The sequence below is a fragment of the Xanthomonas codiaei genome (genome assembly GCF_002939785.1).
Classification (GTDB): domain Bacteria; phylum Pseudomonadota; class Gammaproteobacteria; order Xanthomonadales; family Xanthomonadaceae; genus Xanthomonas; species Xanthomonas codiaei.
Genome location: NZ_MDEC01000031.1, coordinates 1 through 16,522, shown reverse-complemented (window position 1 = coordinate 16,522; position 16,522 = coordinate 1). Strand labels below are relative to the sequence as shown.

Genomic DNA, 16,522 nt, shown 5'->3' with positions numbered 1-16,522 from the left:
GGCCGGCTACGCCATCTGGCTGCGGCGTGCGCGCTCCAGATGCACCAGCAGCAGCGAGATTGCTGCCGGCGTCATGCCGGGAATGCGCTGGGCCTGGCCGATGTGTTGCGGGCGCACGCGTTTGAGCTTCTGCTGGACTTCGATCGACAGCCCACGCACGCCGGCATAGTCGAAGCCGTCCGGAATCGGTGTGGTTTCCTGGCGCTGCTGGCGGGCGATATCGTCGCGCTGGCGATCCAGGTAACCGGCGTACTTGACGCTGATTTCCACCTGTTCGGCCACCTGCGCATCGTCCACGCCCGGGCCCAGGCTCGGCACGCGCATCAAGGTGGCGTAGCTGAGTTCGGGGCGCTTGATCAGGTCCAGCACATTGGTTTCGCGGCTGAGCGACACGCCCAGGGTCTGGGTCACCTCGCGCCCCAGCGCATTGCCCGGCGTCGCCCATAGCGCGGACAGCCGCGCGCTTTCGCGCTGCACGGCCTCCTGCTTGGCGCAGAAGCGTGCCCAGCGCGCGTCATCGACCAGGCCCATGCTGCGGCCAACGCCGGTCAGGCGCGCATCGGCATTGTCTTCGCGCAGCTGCAGCCGGTACTCGGCGCGGCTGGTGAACATGCGATACGGCTCGGTGGTGCCATGGGTGATCAGATCGTCGACCAGCACGCCCAGGTAGGCCTCGTCGCGGCGCGGCGACCACGCCGGCAGCCCCTGCACATGGCGTGCGGCATTGAGGCCGGCCAGCAGGCCTTGTGCGGCCGCCTCTTCGTAACCGGTGGTGCCGTTGATCTGGCCGGCGAAGAACAGCCCGCCCACTGCCTTGGTCTCCAGCGAGGCCTTGAGCCCGCGCGGGTCGAAGAAGTCGTATTCGATGGCATAGCCGGGGCGGGTGATGTGCGCGTTCGCAAAGCCGTGGATCGAGCGCACCAGCGCCAGCTGCACATCGAATGGCAGCGAGGTGGAAATGCCGTTGGGATAGATCTCGGTCACCTCCAGGCCTTCGGGCTCGACGAAGATCTGGTGGCTGGTCTTCTCGGCGAAGCGCACCACCTTGTCTTCGATCGACGGGCAGTAGCGCGGGCCGATGCCTTCGATCTGCCCGGAATACAGCGGCGAGCGATGCAGCGCACTGCGGATGATGTCGTGGGTCTGCTCGGTAGTCTGGGTGATCCAGCAGCTGACCTGGCGCGGGTGGTCGCCGACCTGGCCCATGAACGACATCACCGGCAGCGGGTCGTCGCCCGGCTGCTCGACCATCACCCCATAGTCCAGTGAGCGCCCATCGATGCGCGGCGGGGTACCGGTCTTGAGCCGGTCGATCGCGAACGGACGTTCGCGCAGCCGTGCGGCCAGGGTGGTGGCCGGCGGGTCGCCCATGCGCCCGGCCGCGTACTGGGTTTCGCCGACATGGATCTTGCCGGCCAGGAAGGTGCCGGCGGTCAGCACCACCGCTGGCGCCTCGAAGCGCAGCCCGGTCTGGGTGATCACCCCGCGCACGCTGTCGGGCTCGCTTGCGCCATTGTGGATGACCAGATCGTCCACCGCCGCCTGGAACACGGTGAGGTTGGGCTGGGCTTCGACGATGCGGCGGATGGCGTTGCGGTAGAGGTTGCGGTCGGCCTGGCAGCGGGTGGCGCGCACCGCCGGCCCCTTGGAGGCGTTGAGGGTGCGCCACTGGATCCCGGCCAGATCGGCTGCGTGCGCCATCGCGCCGCCCAGCGCATCGATCTCCTTGACCAGGTGGCCCTTGCCGATCCCACCGATGGCCGGGTTGCAGCTCATCGCGCCCACGGTCTCGATGTTGTGGGTCAGCAGCAGGGTGCGGGCACCGGCGCGCGCGGATGCCAGCGCCGCCTCGGTGCCGGCGTGGCCGCCACCGATCACGATGACATCGAAGCGATAGAAGGAGTCGGACATGGGCGTGAAGAAGCGGAAAGAGGGAAGCGGCCGGGCAAGTATCGGCTGAAGAGCCGATGCGGTCACTAAATCGCAAAAAATGTGATGTTAATCACATTAAGGAACATTGGGACTCAAGTTGGCATGTTTCGTGCGGATATCCCTACTGCACCCGTCGTGGCATTGCGACATGGGCGCAAAGGCTGGAATTGGAACAGGGGCCAGCCGCGCGTGCGTCGGGGTAGCGTAAGGGTCGGTAGTCGGGGGACTGCCGACCCTTATTTTTTTGGTTTTTTGGCCCTCCGACGCCCGGGTCGCAAGCCTTTGACCGTCTGCCGGCGCTGCATCGTCCGGGCGGCCATCCCGGAAAACATAAAGCCCCGGCACGCCGGGGCTTTATGCATTGGAGGCGCCGATATCCGACAGGGCCGGAACAGGGGGGATCCAGATTTCCCTGTCGGACATCGACATAAGTCGGTCAGTGGGGCGAGCCGTGTCAGTAGATGACGCAGCGGGTCACACAGAGCACCTAGCTTGCGACCAAGTGCCGGCTGAACGCAAGCCCCCAATCTTGCCAATTGTGGGGTGCGTCGCAGTCAGCATGTCATGGAATTTGCTGGCGCGGGTTGCGCGGCGCGGTCTGGCGCTGGATTTCGCGGATCACCCGCGGCGGGGCACCGATCCTAGCGGGCGGCCTGGCCGGTGCCGGGGCGCTCGCCGGGGGACGGCTGGGCGGCTGCGGACGCGGTCCACCTGGTCGCGGCCCGTTATTGAACGACCCGTTGTGACGGGGCGGCCGGTACTGCGGACGGCGATCGTACTGCCGGTAGTAATAGCCGCCGCGGTAGATCGGATAGACCGGATAATCGTATAGCCCGATCGCGCCGGCGCCATACGGCGCGCCGTAATAGAACGGCGAGTAGCCGGGCGGATAGCGATACTGCACGGCGGGGGCGCCCCGGTAATAGCCGCCCGACCCGGCGCCGGTGTAGTCGTACGTTGCGCAGCCACCCAGGGCGAGCAGCGCGGCGGCAAGGATCAGACGGAATTTCATGGATGGTGCCCTCCTGCAACCATGCTCTCACTTTCGAACCGCTGCATTGAATCGGTCCTTAACTGCGCGGCAATGGGGTGCTTCTTCATCGATCCAGCATGCGCAGGCGGACTGCCTGCTGGCCGTGAAGAGCGGGACGATACGTTAATCTTGGGACATGACCGAAACGGCCCCTCTTGCCCATTCCGATGTCCTGCAAGCGGCCGCGCGCATCGCGCCGCATTGCGCGCTGACACCGTTGCTGACCTCGCATAACCTGGATGCGCTCTGCGGTGCGCAGCTGTTGTTCAAGGCCGAACACCTGCAGCGCAGTGGCGCCTTCAAGTTTCGTGGTGCCTGCAATGCCGTGTGGTCGCTGCCGGAGCACCTGGCTGCGCGTGGCGCGGTCACCCATTCCTCCGGCAACCATGGCGCCGCGCTGGCGCTGGCGGCGCGCACCCGGGGCATCGGCTGCCACGTGGTGGTACCCGAGGGCGCGGTGGCCGCCAAGCTGGCCAATATCTCCCGTCACGGCGCCACCTTGTGGCGGTGTGCGCCGACCATTGCCGCGCGTGAGCAGATGTGTGCCGAGGTACAGCAGACCAGCGGCGCCACCCTGGTTCATCCCTATACCGATCCGGCAGTCATCGCCGGGCAGGGCACCGCCACGCTGGAGCTGCTGCATCAAAGCGGTGGGCTGGATGTCCTGGTAGCACCGGTCGGTGGCGGTGGGCTTGCCGCCGGCGCGGCGCTGGCGCTGCACTCGGCGCCAGACTGTGCGCTGGTGCTGGCCGAGCCGCGCGGGGCGGCCGATACCGCGCGGTCGCTGGCGGCCGGGCAGCGCCTGGTCGACTTCGTGCCCGACACCCTTTGCGATGGCCTGCGCGGCACGCTGGGCGCGCCGAATTTCTCGCTGCTGCAGGCTGCCGGCGCACAGGTGATCACGGTGGACGATGCAGCCGTGCTGCAGGCGATGCGGCTGCTCTGGCAGGTGCTCAAGCAGGTGGTGGAGCCGTCGTCGGCGATCACGCTGGCGGCGGTGCTGGCCGACCCGGCGCGGTTTGCCGGACGCCGGGTCGGGCTGATCCTGTCCGGCGGCAATGTCGATCTGGATGCCTTGCCGTGGGTTGTCGCGTGAGCAGGCGTTCGCGTGGGCTCGGCCTGTGGGGCTGGGGCTGGCGACTGTGCATGCTGGCCCTGATCTGGCTGGTGGCGGTGGCCGGCTGGATCGTCTGGGTCGGCGACCGCGACCAGGCCGCGCCGGCCGACGTGATCATCGTGCTGGGGGCGGCCGCCTACGATGCACGCCCTTCGCCGGTGTTCGAAGAACGCATCCGGCACGCGCTGGATCTGTACGCGCAAGGCTACGCGCCGCACCTGTTGTTCACCGGCGGCTTCGGCAATGGCGCGCGCTTTTCCGAATCGCAGGTGGCGCGGCGCTATGCACTGCGCCATGGCGTGCCGCCGGAGGCGATCATGATCGAGACCCGGTCGCGGACGACCCGCCAGAATCTGGAACAGGCGCGCGCGCTGATGGAGCGCCACGGCCTGCACCGGGCCATCATCGTCAGCGACCCGCTGCACATGGCGCGCGCACTGCGGCTGAGCCAGGAGCTGGGTGTGGACGCGCTGGCCTCGTCCACGCCCAGTACGCGCTTTCGCAGCTTCCACACCAGCTGGCGCTTTCTGCTGCAGGAGGTCTATTACTTCCACCGCGATCTGGTGGTGCAAGGCCCCTGAGCCGCGCGGCGCGCACGGTAGTCCATCGGCGATGGCGTTTGGACGCGGTACCAGCGTTGTTTTCGATGATGGGTCTTGCATCGCAGCAGATCGCGATGCAAGACGCTGCTGGCGGTGATCGTTCTCGGTTCGTTGCCTCCGATGGCGTACCGAACTGCGATGCAGCCACTGGCGGCGTCTTCGCATGCATGCAACAGCCGCTCTATGATGCGGCTTTCCCAGCGGCAGGTTCGAGCATGAGCGAGAGCAACCGGCAACGCGCCACCGGCCTGGTCCAGGCCTATTACGAGGCCTTCAATCGCGGCGATTGGGACGGCATGCTGGCGTTCCTGGCCGACGATGTGGCCCACGACCTCAATCAGGGGCCGCGCGAGATCGGCTGTGCGGAGTTCGCGGCCTTCCTGCAACGCATGAACGACAGCTACCGCGAGCAGTTGCACGACATCGTGGTGACCGCCAACGAAGACGGCACGCGTGTCGGCGCCGAATACGTGGTGCACGGGGTCTACCACACCACCGACGAAGGCCTGCCGGAAGCGAACGGCCAGACCTACGTGTTGCCCGGTGGCGCGTTCTTCGACATACACGACGGCAAGATCACCCGCGTCACCAACTACTACAACCTGCAGGAATGGATCGCGCAGGTCTCGCGTTGAGCGCATCGATGGACACGGACTGCCGCTGCGCAGGAGCACAGCTGGGCGCGACCAGGCATTGCCGGTGACGCCTCATCGCGCCCGGGGGCGCTCCTACGCGGGTGGTCCTGTGTTACGGCAATACGGTGCCTATGGCCTGCTTGGGCCAATCGGCATGCACGGTCAGACGCGCTCCTACGTGGTGGTCGGGCGTTACAGCCGCACGATGCCGATCACCACCAGCACGAAGATGCTCCACTTGAGCACCTGATACAGCGGGTTGTTGCGCTCCTTCAGCGCCTTGGCCTTCAGGCGTGCGGCGTAGAAGTAGCGGAACACGCGGTTGATGCCGCCGGTCTTGTCGCCTTCCTGGTTGGGCGAGGCGCCGGCCGACAGCAGGCTGCGGCCGACGAAGCGGTTCACCGCACCGGCCCAGCGCCAGCGCATCGGGCGCTCGATATCGCAGAACAGGATGATGCGGTCCTGATCGGTATCGTTGCGCGCGTAGTGGATATAGGTTTCGTCGAACATGGTCCATTCGCCGTCGCGCCAGCTATGCCGCTGGCCGTCCACGTCGATGAAGCAGCGGTCGTCGTTGGGCGTCGCCAGGCCCAGGTGCAGGCGCATGGAGCCGGCGAACGGGTCGCGATGGGGGCGCAGCTCGCTGCCCGGCGGCAGCTCGGCGAACATCGCCGCCTTCACCGTGGGGATGGATTTCAGCAGTGCGGTGGTCTGCGGGCACAGCTCGGCCGCAGACGGGTGCGCGGTGCCGTACCACTTCAGGTAGAAGCGCTTCCAGCCGCGGCGGAAGAACGAATTGAAGCCGATGTCGGTATAGCCGTCGGCGGCACGGATCTTCTGCATCTGCTGCAGGGCCACCGCCTCGTCGCGGATCACCGGCCAGTTCGCGCGCAGCGGCGCCAGTTCCGGAAACTCCCGGCCCGGGTCGATGAACGGCGTGGTCGGCACCCGCGAACACAGGTACATCAGCGTGTTGATCGGCGCCATAAAGGTGGAATGGTCCAGCAGCTGCCGGCTGAGCCGGTGCCGCACGCGACCGCGGTAATGGATGTACAGCGCCGATGCGATGAACAACGCAATGAGAAGCCACTTCAACATGGGAAACGCCAATTGGGGCGGGGGCCGCAACGAAAGGGGAGGCCAGCGCGGGGGCGCTGTCATCAACTAGTGAATTCTACCGGCTCCGGCGGCCGCACCTGCCTGCTGCACAACGGCGCCAGCGCAATAGTGTGTGTCACCGGGTACCGGCGCACGCTGACGGCCGCTGTGCACCGCCGCTCAGAGCAGCTGGCAAAGGGCCGCGCTCACCGCCAGGCGGGCGCGGCCGGTACTGGGTGCGGCATGTACCGCTCGTACTCCGGTTCCTCCGCGCCGTCCGCACCTACCTGACGACCGCTCGCGAGGTATTGGTAGCCGCGCTTAGTCGCGGCGGCGGATCGGGATGGAAGCCACCGGGACGCTGGCGATGTCCTGGCCGCGTTCGCGGATGGGCGCGCCCGCGGCCGGGGCCCAGGCCTGCGCGTAGATCACTTCCCAGGAGCTGGGCAGGGTGCCGTCCGGGCGGCGCAGCGGCTCGTAGGCGGCACTGGCGGCAGCGAAGCGGCCGCGTCCGGTGAGGGTGGCGCGGCGGTTGCTGAGCGCGTTGGTCGCGCCCATCGCCCGCAACTCGCGCATCAGCGCGGGCAGGTCGTTGTAGGTGAGGGTGAACAGGTCGCGGTCCAGCACCGGGTCGCGGAAGCCGGACATCATCAAGGCGTCGCCGAACTGGGCGATCGGCGGGAACCGACTGACGTGCGGGGCGGTGTCGGCCTGGGCGAAGGCCTCGCGCAACTCGATCAGGGTCTCCGGGCCGAAGGTGGAGCACAGCAGCAGCCCGCCCGGACGCAGCGCACGGCGAAACCCGGCGAACACGGCCGGCAGGTCTTCCACCCACTGCAGGCACAGATTGCTGAAGATCACATCCACGCTGCCATCGGCCACCGGCAGCGCGCGGGCATCGGCGCAGACCTGCGCGAACGGCTTCCACCAACCGGCCGCCTTGCGCGCCTGACGCAGCATCGGCATGGCCTGGTCGAGCGCGATCACCTGGGCCTTGGGCCAGCGCTTCTTGATGCTGCTGCTGGCCTGGCCCGGGCCGGCACCGACATCCAGCACCACCTTGGGCACCTGGTCGCCCAGGTAATCCAGCGATTCGAGCAGACGTGTTTCCACTTCGCGCTGCAGCGCGGCGGCGGCGGCATAACTGCTGGCGGCGCGCGCGAAGGCGCGGCGGACGTGGCGGGGGTCGAAAGTGCTGTTCATTGCGGCGCTATTGTCGCCTGTGGCCGGTGTGGAGGGAATCGATGCGGGTTTTTGGTGTCGCGTCTGCCTGGAGATCTGACCGTGGCCAGGGGCCAGTCGAGCAAGGTTTGCTTGGATACTGGCCAGGTGCTGCAACGCGCCGGGTTGCGTGCAGCGCGTTCGACCGATCACTGCGTCGCGCTCGCTATGGCATGCCGCGCGCCGATGCGCTGGGTTGCATCGATGCATCGACGCCTCTGCGCGTCTGCGCCGAGCTCGGGCCTGCCAAGGCGGTCCGTGACGACTCTCGTGCCCGGCTGATCGGGCGAGGGGCTGCGGTTGCAGTGCGCACGCTGGCACGGGTCGCGGTGCATGTCGGGCCTCGCCACATCGTCCTGCCAGGCATCGCCCACAGCCAGCAGTCCGCCATCTCATGCAGCGCTGACATGTGCGCGAAGGTGGGGACGCGGCCTCAGCTGACCTCCCCACTTTGCGCCGGCCACTGGCAAGGCGCATGCGCGCTAGAACGTGCCCGGATAGTTGCCGCCATCGATCAGCAGGTTTTGCCCGGTGATGTAGCCGGCCTGTGCGCCGCACAGGAACGCGCAGGCGGCGCCGAATTCATCCGGCTCGCCGAAGCGCCGGGCCGGAATGCCGGCGCGCTTGCGCTCGGCGACGTCCTCGGGTGCAACGCCCTGTTGCTGGGCGATGGCAGCGAAATTGCCGTGCAGCCGGTCGGTGAGGAACTGGCCGGGCAGCAGGTTGTTGATCGTGACGTTGTCGGCCACCACGCTGCGCGCCACGCCCGCCACGAAACCGGTGAGGCCGGCGCGCGCGCCATTGGACAGGCCAAGGATGTCGATCGGCGCCTTCACCGCGCTGGAGGTGATGTTGACGATGCGACCGAAGCGGCGCGCGCGCATCGCGTCGACGGTGGCGCGGATCAGCTCGATCGGCGCCAGCATGTTGGCGTCCAGCGCGCGCAGCCAGTCCTCGCGCTCCCACTGGCGGAAATCCCCCGGCGGCGGGCCACCGGCGTTGTTGATCAATATGTCGACCTGCGGGCAGGCGGCGAGCGCGGCGCTGCGGCCTTCTGAGGTGGCAATGTCGGCGACCACGCTATGCACCTGCCCCGCGTCGGGGAGCGCACGCAAGGTCGCGGCCGCCTGTTCCAGCGCAGCGTGGCCACGCGCCACGATCACCACGTTGACGCCTTCGCCGGCCAGCGCGCGTGCGCAGCCCAGTCCCAGGCCCTTGCTGGCGGCGCACACCAGTGCCCAGCGCCCGGCGATTCCCAAATCCATGCAGTGCGTCCTCGATCAGCGAAGCCGCATGATCGACGATCTGCTCAGGGCACGGACGCAACGAAGCGTTGCAGCGCCTCGGCGACCTGGTCGGCGTGGCCCAGGAACGGTGCATGACCGCCACCGGCGATGGTCAGCGTCTGTGCCTGCGGCGTGCGTGCGGCAGCGGCCTGCATGCCGGCCGCCGGCACCAGCCGGTCGCGCTGGCCGCCGATCCACAGGCTGGGCCGCGTCAGCTGCGGCAGCGCACGCCGCAGGTCGGTGCGCTCCAGCAGCTGCAGACCTTGGTGCAAGGCCTCGGCAGCCGGCTCGCCGCGCGCGGTCAGCGTCTGGCGCAGGCTGCGCAACTCGGTGCGCGCATGCGCCGAGCCCAACGTATCCAGTGCCAGGAACCGTTCCAGCGTGCCGCGATAATCGCGCGCCAGGTCCTGGCCGAACTGCACGAACACCTCGCGTTCGACCGCCTCCGGCCAGTCGCTGCCGCGCACGAAGCGGGGCGTGGCGGCGATCATCGCCAGCGCGCGTACCTGCGGCAGCGTGGCAGCCGCATGCAGCGCGAACAGGCCACCCAGCGACCAGCCCAGCCATACCGCCGGCGGCGTGGCGGCGGCTACGCCGGCCACCACATCGGGCAGCGCCAGCGGCGTGGGCTCCTGCCGGCTGAAACCGTGCCCGGGCAGATCCACCAGATGCAGCTGGAAGTGCGGCGACAGCCGTTCCACCAGCGGTGCGAACACCCCGCCGTGCAGCGCCCAACCGTGCAGAAGAACCAGCGCAGGCCCGTGGCCGATAACATCGATATGCATGCGCGCATTGTCGCCGATCGGTGGACGCCGCAGGGTGCCCGGTGTGGTGTGCTCGGGTCAGTGCCTGTCGATGGCGCGTAGCGCCTCGATCTTGGGTGCGAGCACTGCCCACTGTGCGCGTGCGTAGCCACGCCGGCACCAGCGGTCGGGCCATCGCCAGCGGCGCGCGCGACGCGCGGCGATCGTCGCCGCCAGCCAGTCGGCATCGAACGCATCCCACACGCCCGCCACGCTGCGCAGATTGCCGATCAACACCGGATGCACCTCATGCAGCAGCATCGTGCGCAACTGCGGTAGCGTGAATGGCGAAGCGGCCAGTGCCTGCGCGATACCGGTGTGTTGGTCCTCGCCGGCGCTGTCCAGGTACAGCAAGGACAGCGCTTCCCAGACACGGCGTTGTGCCGGTGTGGCGGCGGTTGGATCGGGCGCGCCGGAGGTCACAGTGGCAACCACGTCGCCGCGGGATGTGGTGACGCGTGGTGCCTGTAGCTTGCGAGGACAGCGTGCAAACAGCGAAACGGTTCGCCCATCCGCTTGGCACAGACGCAACGGTTTCCAACATGCCGGCTGGAAGGGCCAGGCGAACTGGCGCGCGCGCGGCTCATGCGGGTGTCAGCAACGTGCCGGAGCCAGCACGCAGGTGGACCGCCTGTGGCCGTCTCGTCCATCCATAGGCATGTTCCAACCTCCGTTCGGGCAGCGTCTCCCGCATGCCGTGGCGATGGATCGATGTGTCGGCGAGGCGCTCGACAGTCCGGCACCGGCCAGCCCCCCGGCGCGCTGTCGCCCACCGTCAGGCCGACGCGCGCAGCGGTTGCCGGCTGACCACATCGCGCGCCTGCACGATGGCCTCGACCAGCGCCTGCACCTGCTGCGGGGTATGCAACGCCGACAAGGTCACGCGCAGGCGCGCCTTGCCCTCGGGCACCGTGGGCGGGCGGATCGCACCGACCATGAAGCCGGCCTGCTCGAGCGCGGCCGACATCGCCATCACCGTGGCCTCTTCGCCGCACAGCAAGGGCTGGATCGGCGTATCGGAGGCCATCAGTTCGAAGCCGTGCCGGCGTGCACCGTCGCGGAAGGTGCCGATCAGTTCGACCAAGCGCGCACGGCGCCACTCGTCGCGGCGTGCCAGGCGCACCGCGGCCAGGGTGGCGGCCACCTGTGCCGGTGGCAGGGCGGTGGTGTAGATGTAGGGGCGCGCGGTTTCGGCCAGGTGGCGCACCAGCGCTTGCTCGCCGACTACCGCCGCGCCATAGCCGCCCAGCGCCTTGCCCAGGGTCACCAGTTGCAGCGGCACTTCGGCCACGCCCAGCCCGGCATCGGCCACGCAGCCGCGCCCCTGCGGACCCAGCACGCCCACGCCATGCGCATCGTCGACATAGAACAGTGCCTGCTGCATGCGCGCCACCAGGCTTAACGCGCGCAGCGGTGCCACGTCTCCGTCCATGCTGAAGACACCATCGCTGGCGAGCATCGCCGCCCCTTCTGGCGCAGCCTTGAGCTGGCGCATCGCGCCTTCCACGTCCAGGTGCGGATAGCGCCGCAGCCGGCAGCCGGCCAGGCGCGTGGCATCGAGCAGGCTGGCGTGATTGAGCCGGTCCTGCACGCACACGTCGTCTTCTTCGCTGAGCAGGGCCTGCTGCACGGCCAGGTTGGCGATGAAGCCGCTGCCGAACAGCAGGGCCGACGGGTAGCCCAACCAGTCGGCGATTTCCCGCTCCAGCATTTCGTGCGCGGTGTGATGGCCGCAGATCAGGTGCGAGGCGGTGGCGCCGGCACCATCGCGCGCAGCGGCATCCTGCAACGCGGCCACCACTTCGAATTGCTGGGACAGGCCCAGATAGTCGTTGGAGCAGAATCCGGTCAGCCAGCGGCCGTCGACCTCCAGCCGCACGCCATCGCGGCGACCGACCTGCCGCCGCACCCGCACCCGCTCCTGGGCCACGCGCAACTTGCGCAGCGACGAAATCCGTTCGTGCAGATCGGGGCGAGTCATGGGGAATTCGGTCACGGAAAGGGTCGCTAGCGTAGCGTGCCGCGCCCGCATCGCCCAGCTGGTACCGACGGCCGGTGCCGGCGATGCCGGGTTCGCCCGCGTGCCAGCTGCTCGATGCCGACGGAATGCTGTGCCGCCTGATGCCGGCGATGTCCACCAATCGGATGGTTCAACAGTCCGGCCGACGTCCAGGGGGCTTCGCGCATCGGCAGCGGGCATGCGTGGCGGGGATGGCTTTCAACGCCAGTGGATCAGACCTGCGGCTGCGATTCGGCATCGACGAATCAGGGCCGCCCTGCAACGACAGGCGCCAGCGGACTTGCGTGACCGGGCTGCAGCGTGACCGGTCACAGATCTACCGGCACGATCGGGTCATCGCACCGTGCCGATCGTCGCCGACTGGCAGCAGCATCTCCGGCGGGTGGTCACGGAGTTGCTCTGCAGCGATGGAACTCCGGCCGGCCACCGCAACGACGTCGCTGCATCACGATCCCATGCAGCGCGGAAAATCCGTCGTCATGCCGTGTGCTCGCACGCCGTACCGCAGGTGATGTCCGCATGCACGGTGCCCGGGTGGTCGTGCCCGGCGGCGTCGACAGTGATCTGCATCGGGCGCAGACCCAGGCGCTGGAACAGGGCCTGATCGCGTTCGGTGTCCGGGTTGCCGGTGGTGAGCAGTTTTTCGCCATAGAAGATCGAGTTGGCACCGGCCAGGAAGCACAGCGCCTGCAACTCGTCGCTCATCGCCTCGCGGCCGGCGGACAGGCGCACCATCGATTTGGGCATGGTGATGCGGGCCACGGCGATCATGCGCACGAACTCGAACGGATCCAGCTGCTGGGTACCGTGCAGCGGAGTACCCGGCACCTGCACCAGCTGGTTGATCGGCACCGAGTCCGGATGCGCGGGCAGGGTGGCCAGGGCCAGCAACAGGCCGATGCGGTGCTCGCGGGTCTCGCCCATGCCGACGATGCCGCCGCAGCAGGTCTTCAGCCCGGCGTCGCGCACATGTTCCAGCGTGTTCAACCGATCCTGGTACTGGCGGGTATGGATGATCGAGTCGTAGTAATCCGGCGCGGTGTCCAGATTGTGGTTGTAGTAGTCCAGGCCGGCCTCCTTAAGGGCGCGTGCCTGGCCGGCGTCGAGCATGCCCAGCGTGGCGCAGGTTTCCAGCCCCAGCGCCTTGACCTCGCGGATCATCGCAGCCACCTTGGGGATGTCGCGCTCCTTGGGCGAGCGCCAGGCCGCGCCCATGCAGAAGCGCGAGGCGCCGGCATCCCTGGCCTGGCGTGCCTTGGCGACCACGGCATCGGTGTCCATCAGTTTTTGCGCGCTCACGCCGGTGTCGTAGCGTTGTGCCTGCGGGCAGTACGCGCAATCTTCCGGGCAGCCGCCGGTCTTGACCGACAGCAACGTGGAGACCTGGACCTGCGCCGGATCGAAATGTGCGCGGTGCACGCTGGCCGCGTGATGCAGCAACTCTGGGAACGGCAAGTCGAACAGCGCCTGCACGTCTTTGCGATCCCAGTCATGGCGGACGACAACGGACATCGGAGTTTCCTGACAGTCAGCGGCTTGGAAGCCAGGCAGTCTGGTGAGCATGGACGAGGCTGTCAACTTCAATGTGGCAGGCTCGGTTTACAGGTGGCCGCAGCGGGTGTTGCGGCTGCTGCTGCCGAGCCTGTGCCTGGTGTGCGCGGAAGCGGGCATGGCCGATTGCGACCTGTGCCCGTCCTGCCGCGCCGCCCTGCCGGAGCACGGCCATGCCTGCCTGTGCTGTGCCACCCCGTTGTTCGCCTCCGATGGCGTGGCGCTCTGCGGGCAATGCCTGCAGCGGCTGCCGCCATTGCAGCGGGTCCACGCCTGCTTCACCTATCGCTGGCCGGTGGATGGCCTGCTGCGACGCTTCAAGTTCCATCAGGACCTGGCGGCCGGTCGCCTGCTGAGCGAGTTGATGGCCCGGCGCTGTGCCCAGTTGCCACGGCCGCAGGCACTGGTGCCGGTGAGCCTGCATCGGCAGCGGCTGCGCCAGCGTGGCTACGACCAGGCGCTGGAGCTGGCCAGACCGCTGGGCCGCGCGCTGCAGCTGCCGTGCCTGCCATTGCTGCGTCGGGTGCGCGCCACCGCGCCGCAATCGGAGCTGGATGCCGCCGAGCGCCAGCGCAACCTGCGCGATGCCTTCATCGCCCGTGGCGCTTTGCCTGCCCACGTGGCGCTGGTGGACGACGTGATGACCACCGGCGCGACCCTGCACGCCGCCGCCCAGGCCCTGCGCCGGGCCGGCGTGCAGCGGGTGGATGCCTGGGTCTGCGCGCGGGTGCCATGAGGGCAGGCTTCGGCAGGGGCTTTGTACGTCACCGGTGCCGATCGCGTTGACGCGATAGGGCCGGCGCGCAATGCGGGCGTGGTTGGCGCTCCGCGTCAGGGCTGCGGATCTCGCTATATGGCTGATTGGATCGATCGGCGGTTGTCTCGACGGAAGCGCGGAAATGACGCGCGGTTCCTCTTCTCCCCCAGGAGAAGGTGTCTCGTAGGACGGTAGAGCGGATCGGTAGAGCCCCCTGCAGCGTTGAAGGCACCGGTGCGTCGGTGCCTGGGGACGGCTAGTTGCCTGGGCCCGGTTCCTCTTTCACTCAGGCGACGGGCTTGTCGCCGGAAGGCGCAGCCGGGCAAGGCGCGACGTTTTCCCTGTCGAGGAATAGGTCGACGTGGGAGCCTTGCAACGCTATCGCAGCGAGTTCGACTGCGCCGTCCGCCGTCCGCCGTCCGCAGTTCCGAATCCCCAATCCCCAATCCCCAATCCCCGCCCCTCAGCGCCCACCCACCGCTACCGCGATGCCAACGAAGATCGCCAGGCCGACCCAGTTGTTGTGCAGGAAGGCGCGAAAGCAGGGGCCGCGTTCGCGGTGGCGGGCGATGCGGAATTCGTAGGCCACCAGCAGCGCCGCCACGCACAGGCCGGCCCAATAGGCTGGGCCGAGAGCGGCACGCAGGCCGACCGCGGCCAGGATGGCAAACATCGATGCATACAACGCGCCCTGGGCGAGCAAGTCGTAGCTGCCGAACAGGATGGCGGTGGACTTGCTGCCCATGCGAAGGTCGTCGTCGCGGTCGACCATGGCGTACCAGGTGTCGTAGGCGGTGGCCCACAGGATGTTGGCCGCGTACAGCAGCCAGCCCAACAGCGGCACGCTGCCTTGCACGGCGGCAAAGCCCATCGGGATGCCCCAGCCGAAGGCCATACCCAGGTAGACCTGCGGCAGGTGGGTATGGCGCTTGAGATACGGGTAGCTGGCGGCCAGGAACACCCCGGGCACGCTCAGCGCCACGGTCAGCCAGTTGAGGCTGAGCACCAGTGCGAATGCAATCAGCATCAGCGCCACGAAGACCCACAGCGCCTCGCGTCCGGACACCGCGCCGGTGGCCAGTGGACGCGATTTGGTGCGCTCCACATGGGGGTCCAGCCAGCGGTCGGCGTAGTCGTTGATCACGCAGCCGGCCGAGCGGGTCAGCCACACCCCGGCAGTGAACACGCACAGCGTCCACAGCGGCGGCAGGCCGTCGGCGGCCAGCCACAGCGCCCACCACGTGGGCCACAGCAGCAACAGGCTGCCGATCGGGCGGTCGCCGCGCACCAGCTTCCAGTACTGCCCCAGCCGCTCGGACCAGCTCAGCGCGGGTGCCGCAGGGGCCTGTTCGAAACCATGCTTGCTCATGCTGCAAAGGGTAGCAGCGCGCTCTGGATGCGGCCATGCGGCTGCCGGCGTGATAGACCCGTTGCGGCGAGCCAGCGCAGCGTCTGCAAAGACGCGCCGCTGGTCTGATCCGATATCCGGCCACGCGACAGGGCGCGAGACGAGCGGGCCCGTGCAGCGGGCTGCGGACATGCGGCGCCACTGGGTAGCGTCCGCGCGCCCTGCGACGGCGGAATCACGTCGGCCGCGGGTTCTGGCATAATGCCCGGCCAGGCGCTCGTAGCTCAGCCGGATAGAGTAGTGGCTTCCGAAGCCATTGGTCGGGGGTTCGAATCCCTCCGGGCGCACCAGATGAACCCTCCGGGGACGTCCAGTAAAGTTCAAAACCCCCGAGAAATCGGGGGTTTTTTGGTGCCCGCACGTCCTGGCGGGTCCACCCTGATCCATTGAAATCCAGGCTGATCGGGGGCATAGATGGGGGCACCAGCCCCCAGTGCGAATACGGATGCCCCCATGCCCCTAAGTGACGCTGCAGTGCGTAACGCAAAGCCCGCTGCCAAGCCCGTGAGGCTGTTTGACGGCGGCGGCTTATACGTCGAGATCTCGCCGAAAGGCGCCAAGCTATGGCGATGGAAGTACCGCTTTGGCGGTAAAGAGAAGCGCTTGGCACTGGGGTCTACCCAGAAGCGGCCTGGCAGATGTGCGGGCGCAGCATCTTGAAGCGCTTAAGATTCCTCGGTCAGGCATCGACCCAGGCGAAAGAGAAGGGTCGATAGGCTGGTTCGCGTTGATCGGTCCCAGCTCAGCTTTGCAGCGGTCTCTGGAGAGCTCTTGGAGCTACATGAGAAAAAACTCCGCTCTTACGATGAAGCGCAATGCCAGGACCGTTGAAAAAGACCTCAATCCCTATCTGGGCGATAGCCTATCGCAGAGGTATCTGCGCCGGAACTTCTTGCTGTCCTGCGCAAGATTGAGGCCCGTGGTGCCATCGAGACAGCACATCGAGCTCGGGGTATCGCCAGCATGGTGTTTCGATACGCCATCACCGTAGGTAAAGCTGAGCGCGACCCGGCTGCTGATCTTTTTGAGGCGCTAGAGCCCCCCCCCCCCCCCCCCACC

The 16,522-nt window shown here is 67.9% G+C and carries 16 protein-coding genes, 1 tRNA gene and 1 other RNA gene; 8 read left to right on the top strand and 10 right to left on the bottom strand.

Annotation, left to right across the window (positions count from 1 at the left end; genetic code table 11):
* Nucleotides 1–6 precede the first annotated feature (6 nt).
* Nucleotides 7–1,911 carry a tRNA uridine-5-carboxymethylaminomethyl(34) synthesis enzyme MnmG gene (mnmG, locus tag XcodCFBP4690_RS18225; protein ID WP_104543159.1) on the bottom strand — a complete coding sequence of 635 codons (1,905 nt, stop codon included), beginning with the start codon at nucleotides 1,909–1,911 and terminating at the stop codon, nucleotides 7–9.
* A gap of 583 nt (nucleotides 1,912–2,494) precedes the next feature.
* Nucleotides 2,495–2,944 (bottom strand): hypothetical protein, encoded by a 450-nt coding sequence (locus tag XcodCFBP4690_RS18220; RefSeq protein ID WP_104543157.1) that lies wholly within the window; start codon nucleotides 2,942–2,944, stop codon nucleotides 2,495–2,497.
* Between the two features lie 157 nt (nucleotides 2,945–3,101).
* On the opposite strand from XcodCFBP4690_RS18220, the gene XcodCFBP4690_RS18215 reads away from it, so the two are divergent.
* The 3 genes from XcodCFBP4690_RS18215 (at nucleotide 3,102) to XcodCFBP4690_RS18205 (ending at nucleotide 5,319) form a co-directional block, all read left to right on the top strand.
* On the top strand, nucleotides 3,102–4,061 hold the full coding sequence (locus XcodCFBP4690_RS18215; RefSeq protein ID WP_104543155.1) for a pyridoxal-phosphate dependent enzyme: 960 nt from the start codon (nucleotides 3,102–3,104) through the stop codon (nucleotides 4,059–4,061).
* On the top strand, nucleotides 4,046–4,663 hold the full coding sequence (locus tag XcodCFBP4690_RS18210) for a YdcF family protein (protein ID WP_104543153.1): 618 nt from the start codon (nucleotides 4,046–4,048) through the stop codon (nucleotides 4,661–4,663). The genes XcodCFBP4690_RS18215 and XcodCFBP4690_RS18210 overlap by 16 nt, the downstream gene beginning before the upstream one ends.
* Nucleotides 4,664–4,899: 236 nt before the next feature.
* A complete protein-coding gene (locus XcodCFBP4690_RS18205; RefSeq protein WP_104543232.1) occupies nucleotides 4,900–5,319 on the top strand; it encodes a nuclear transport factor 2 family protein in 420 nt (139 codons plus the stop codon).
* 192 nt (nucleotides 5,320–5,511) lie between these two features.
* Here the strand turns inward: XcodCFBP4690_RS18205 and lpxO are convergent, their stop codons facing one another.
* Nucleotides 5,512–6,417: a lipid A hydroxylase LpxO gene (lpxO, locus tag XcodCFBP4690_RS18200; RefSeq protein ID WP_064507780.1), complete on the bottom strand. Its 906-nt coding sequence runs from the start codon at nucleotides 6,415–6,417 to the stop codon at nucleotides 5,512–5,514.
* Nucleotides 6,418–6,660: 243 nt separating this feature from the next.
* On the opposite strand from lpxO, the gene XcodCFBP4690_RS18195 reads away from it, so the two are divergent.
* Nucleotides 6,661–6,734, top strand: a non-coding RNA gene (locus tag XcodCFBP4690_RS18195) — sX9 sRNA.
* Between the two features lie 4 nt (nucleotides 6,735–6,738).
* On the opposite strand, the gene bioC is transcribed toward XcodCFBP4690_RS18195, so the two are convergent.
* The 6 genes from bioC to bioB form a co-directional block, all read right to left on the bottom strand.
* Nucleotides 6,739–7,620, bottom strand: a complete 882-nt coding sequence (bioC, locus tag XcodCFBP4690_RS18190; RefSeq protein WP_104543151.1) for a malonyl-ACP O-methyltransferase BioC — start codon at nucleotides 7,618–7,620, stop codon at nucleotides 6,739–6,741.
* Nucleotides 7,621–8,120: 500 nt separating this feature from the next.
* On the bottom strand, nucleotides 8,121–8,903 hold the full coding sequence (locus XcodCFBP4690_RS18180) for an SDR family oxidoreductase (RefSeq protein ID WP_104543147.1): 783 nt from the start codon (nucleotides 8,901–8,903) through the stop codon (nucleotides 8,121–8,123).
* 44 nt (nucleotides 8,904–8,947) lie between these two features.
* Complete coding sequence (bioH, locus tag XcodCFBP4690_RS18175; RefSeq protein WP_104543145.1) at nucleotides 8,948–9,709, bottom strand: pimeloyl-ACP methyl ester esterase BioH; 762 nt, start codon at nucleotides 9,707–9,709, stop codon at nucleotides 8,948–8,950.
* Nucleotides 9,710–9,766: 57 nt separating this feature from the next.
* Nucleotides 9,767–10,162, bottom strand: coding sequence for a DUF7079 family protein (locus XcodCFBP4690_RS18170; RefSeq protein WP_244183707.1), 396 nt, complete (start codon nucleotides 10,160–10,162; stop codon nucleotides 9,767–9,769).
* 340 nt (nucleotides 10,163–10,502) lie between these two features.
* Complete coding sequence (gene bioF, locus XcodCFBP4690_RS18165) at nucleotides 10,503–11,708, bottom strand: 8-amino-7-oxononanoate synthase (RefSeq protein WP_104543143.1); 1,206 nt, start codon at nucleotides 11,706–11,708, stop codon at nucleotides 10,503–10,505.
* Nucleotides 11,709–12,224: 516 nt separating this feature from the next.
* Nucleotides 12,225–13,259, bottom strand: a complete 1,035-nt coding sequence (bioB, locus tag XcodCFBP4690_RS18160) for a biotin synthase BioB (protein WP_104543141.1) — start codon at nucleotides 13,257–13,259, stop codon at nucleotides 12,225–12,227.
* 49 nt (nucleotides 13,260–13,308) lie between these two features.
* On the opposite strand from bioB, the gene XcodCFBP4690_RS18155 reads away from it, so the two are divergent.
* Nucleotides 13,309–14,034 (top strand): ComF family protein, encoded by a 726-nt coding sequence (locus XcodCFBP4690_RS18155; RefSeq protein ID WP_208622765.1) that lies wholly within the window; start codon nucleotides 13,309–13,311, stop codon nucleotides 14,032–14,034.
* 484 nt (nucleotides 14,035–14,518) lie between these two features.
* Here XcodCFBP4690_RS18155 and ubiA read toward each other — a convergent pair whose 3' ends face one another.
* Nucleotides 14,519–15,424, bottom strand: coding sequence for a 4-hydroxybenzoate octaprenyltransferase (ubiA, locus tag XcodCFBP4690_RS18150; RefSeq protein WP_104543137.1), 906 nt, complete (start codon nucleotides 15,422–15,424; stop codon nucleotides 14,519–14,521).
* Nucleotides 15,425–15,676: 252 nt separating this feature from the next.
* Between ubiA and XcodCFBP4690_RS18145 the strand changes: the two genes are divergently transcribed.
* The 3 genes from XcodCFBP4690_RS18145 to XcodCFBP4690_RS23460 all read left to right on the top strand — a co-directional run.
* Nucleotides 15,677–15,753: transfer RNA gene (locus XcodCFBP4690_RS18145), tRNA-Arg, on the top strand.
* Between the two features lie 124 nt (nucleotides 15,754–15,877).
* Complete coding sequence (locus XcodCFBP4690_RS23170; protein WP_341871621.1) at nucleotides 15,878–16,123, top strand: Arm DNA-binding domain-containing protein; 246 nt, start codon at nucleotides 15,878–15,880, stop codon at nucleotides 16,121–16,123.
* Between the two features lie 204 nt (nucleotides 16,124–16,327).
* Nucleotides 16,328–16,522: phage integrase central domain-containing protein (locus XcodCFBP4690_RS23460; RefSeq protein ID WP_430523615.1), on the top strand; the 195-nt coding region annotated here is incomplete at its 3' end.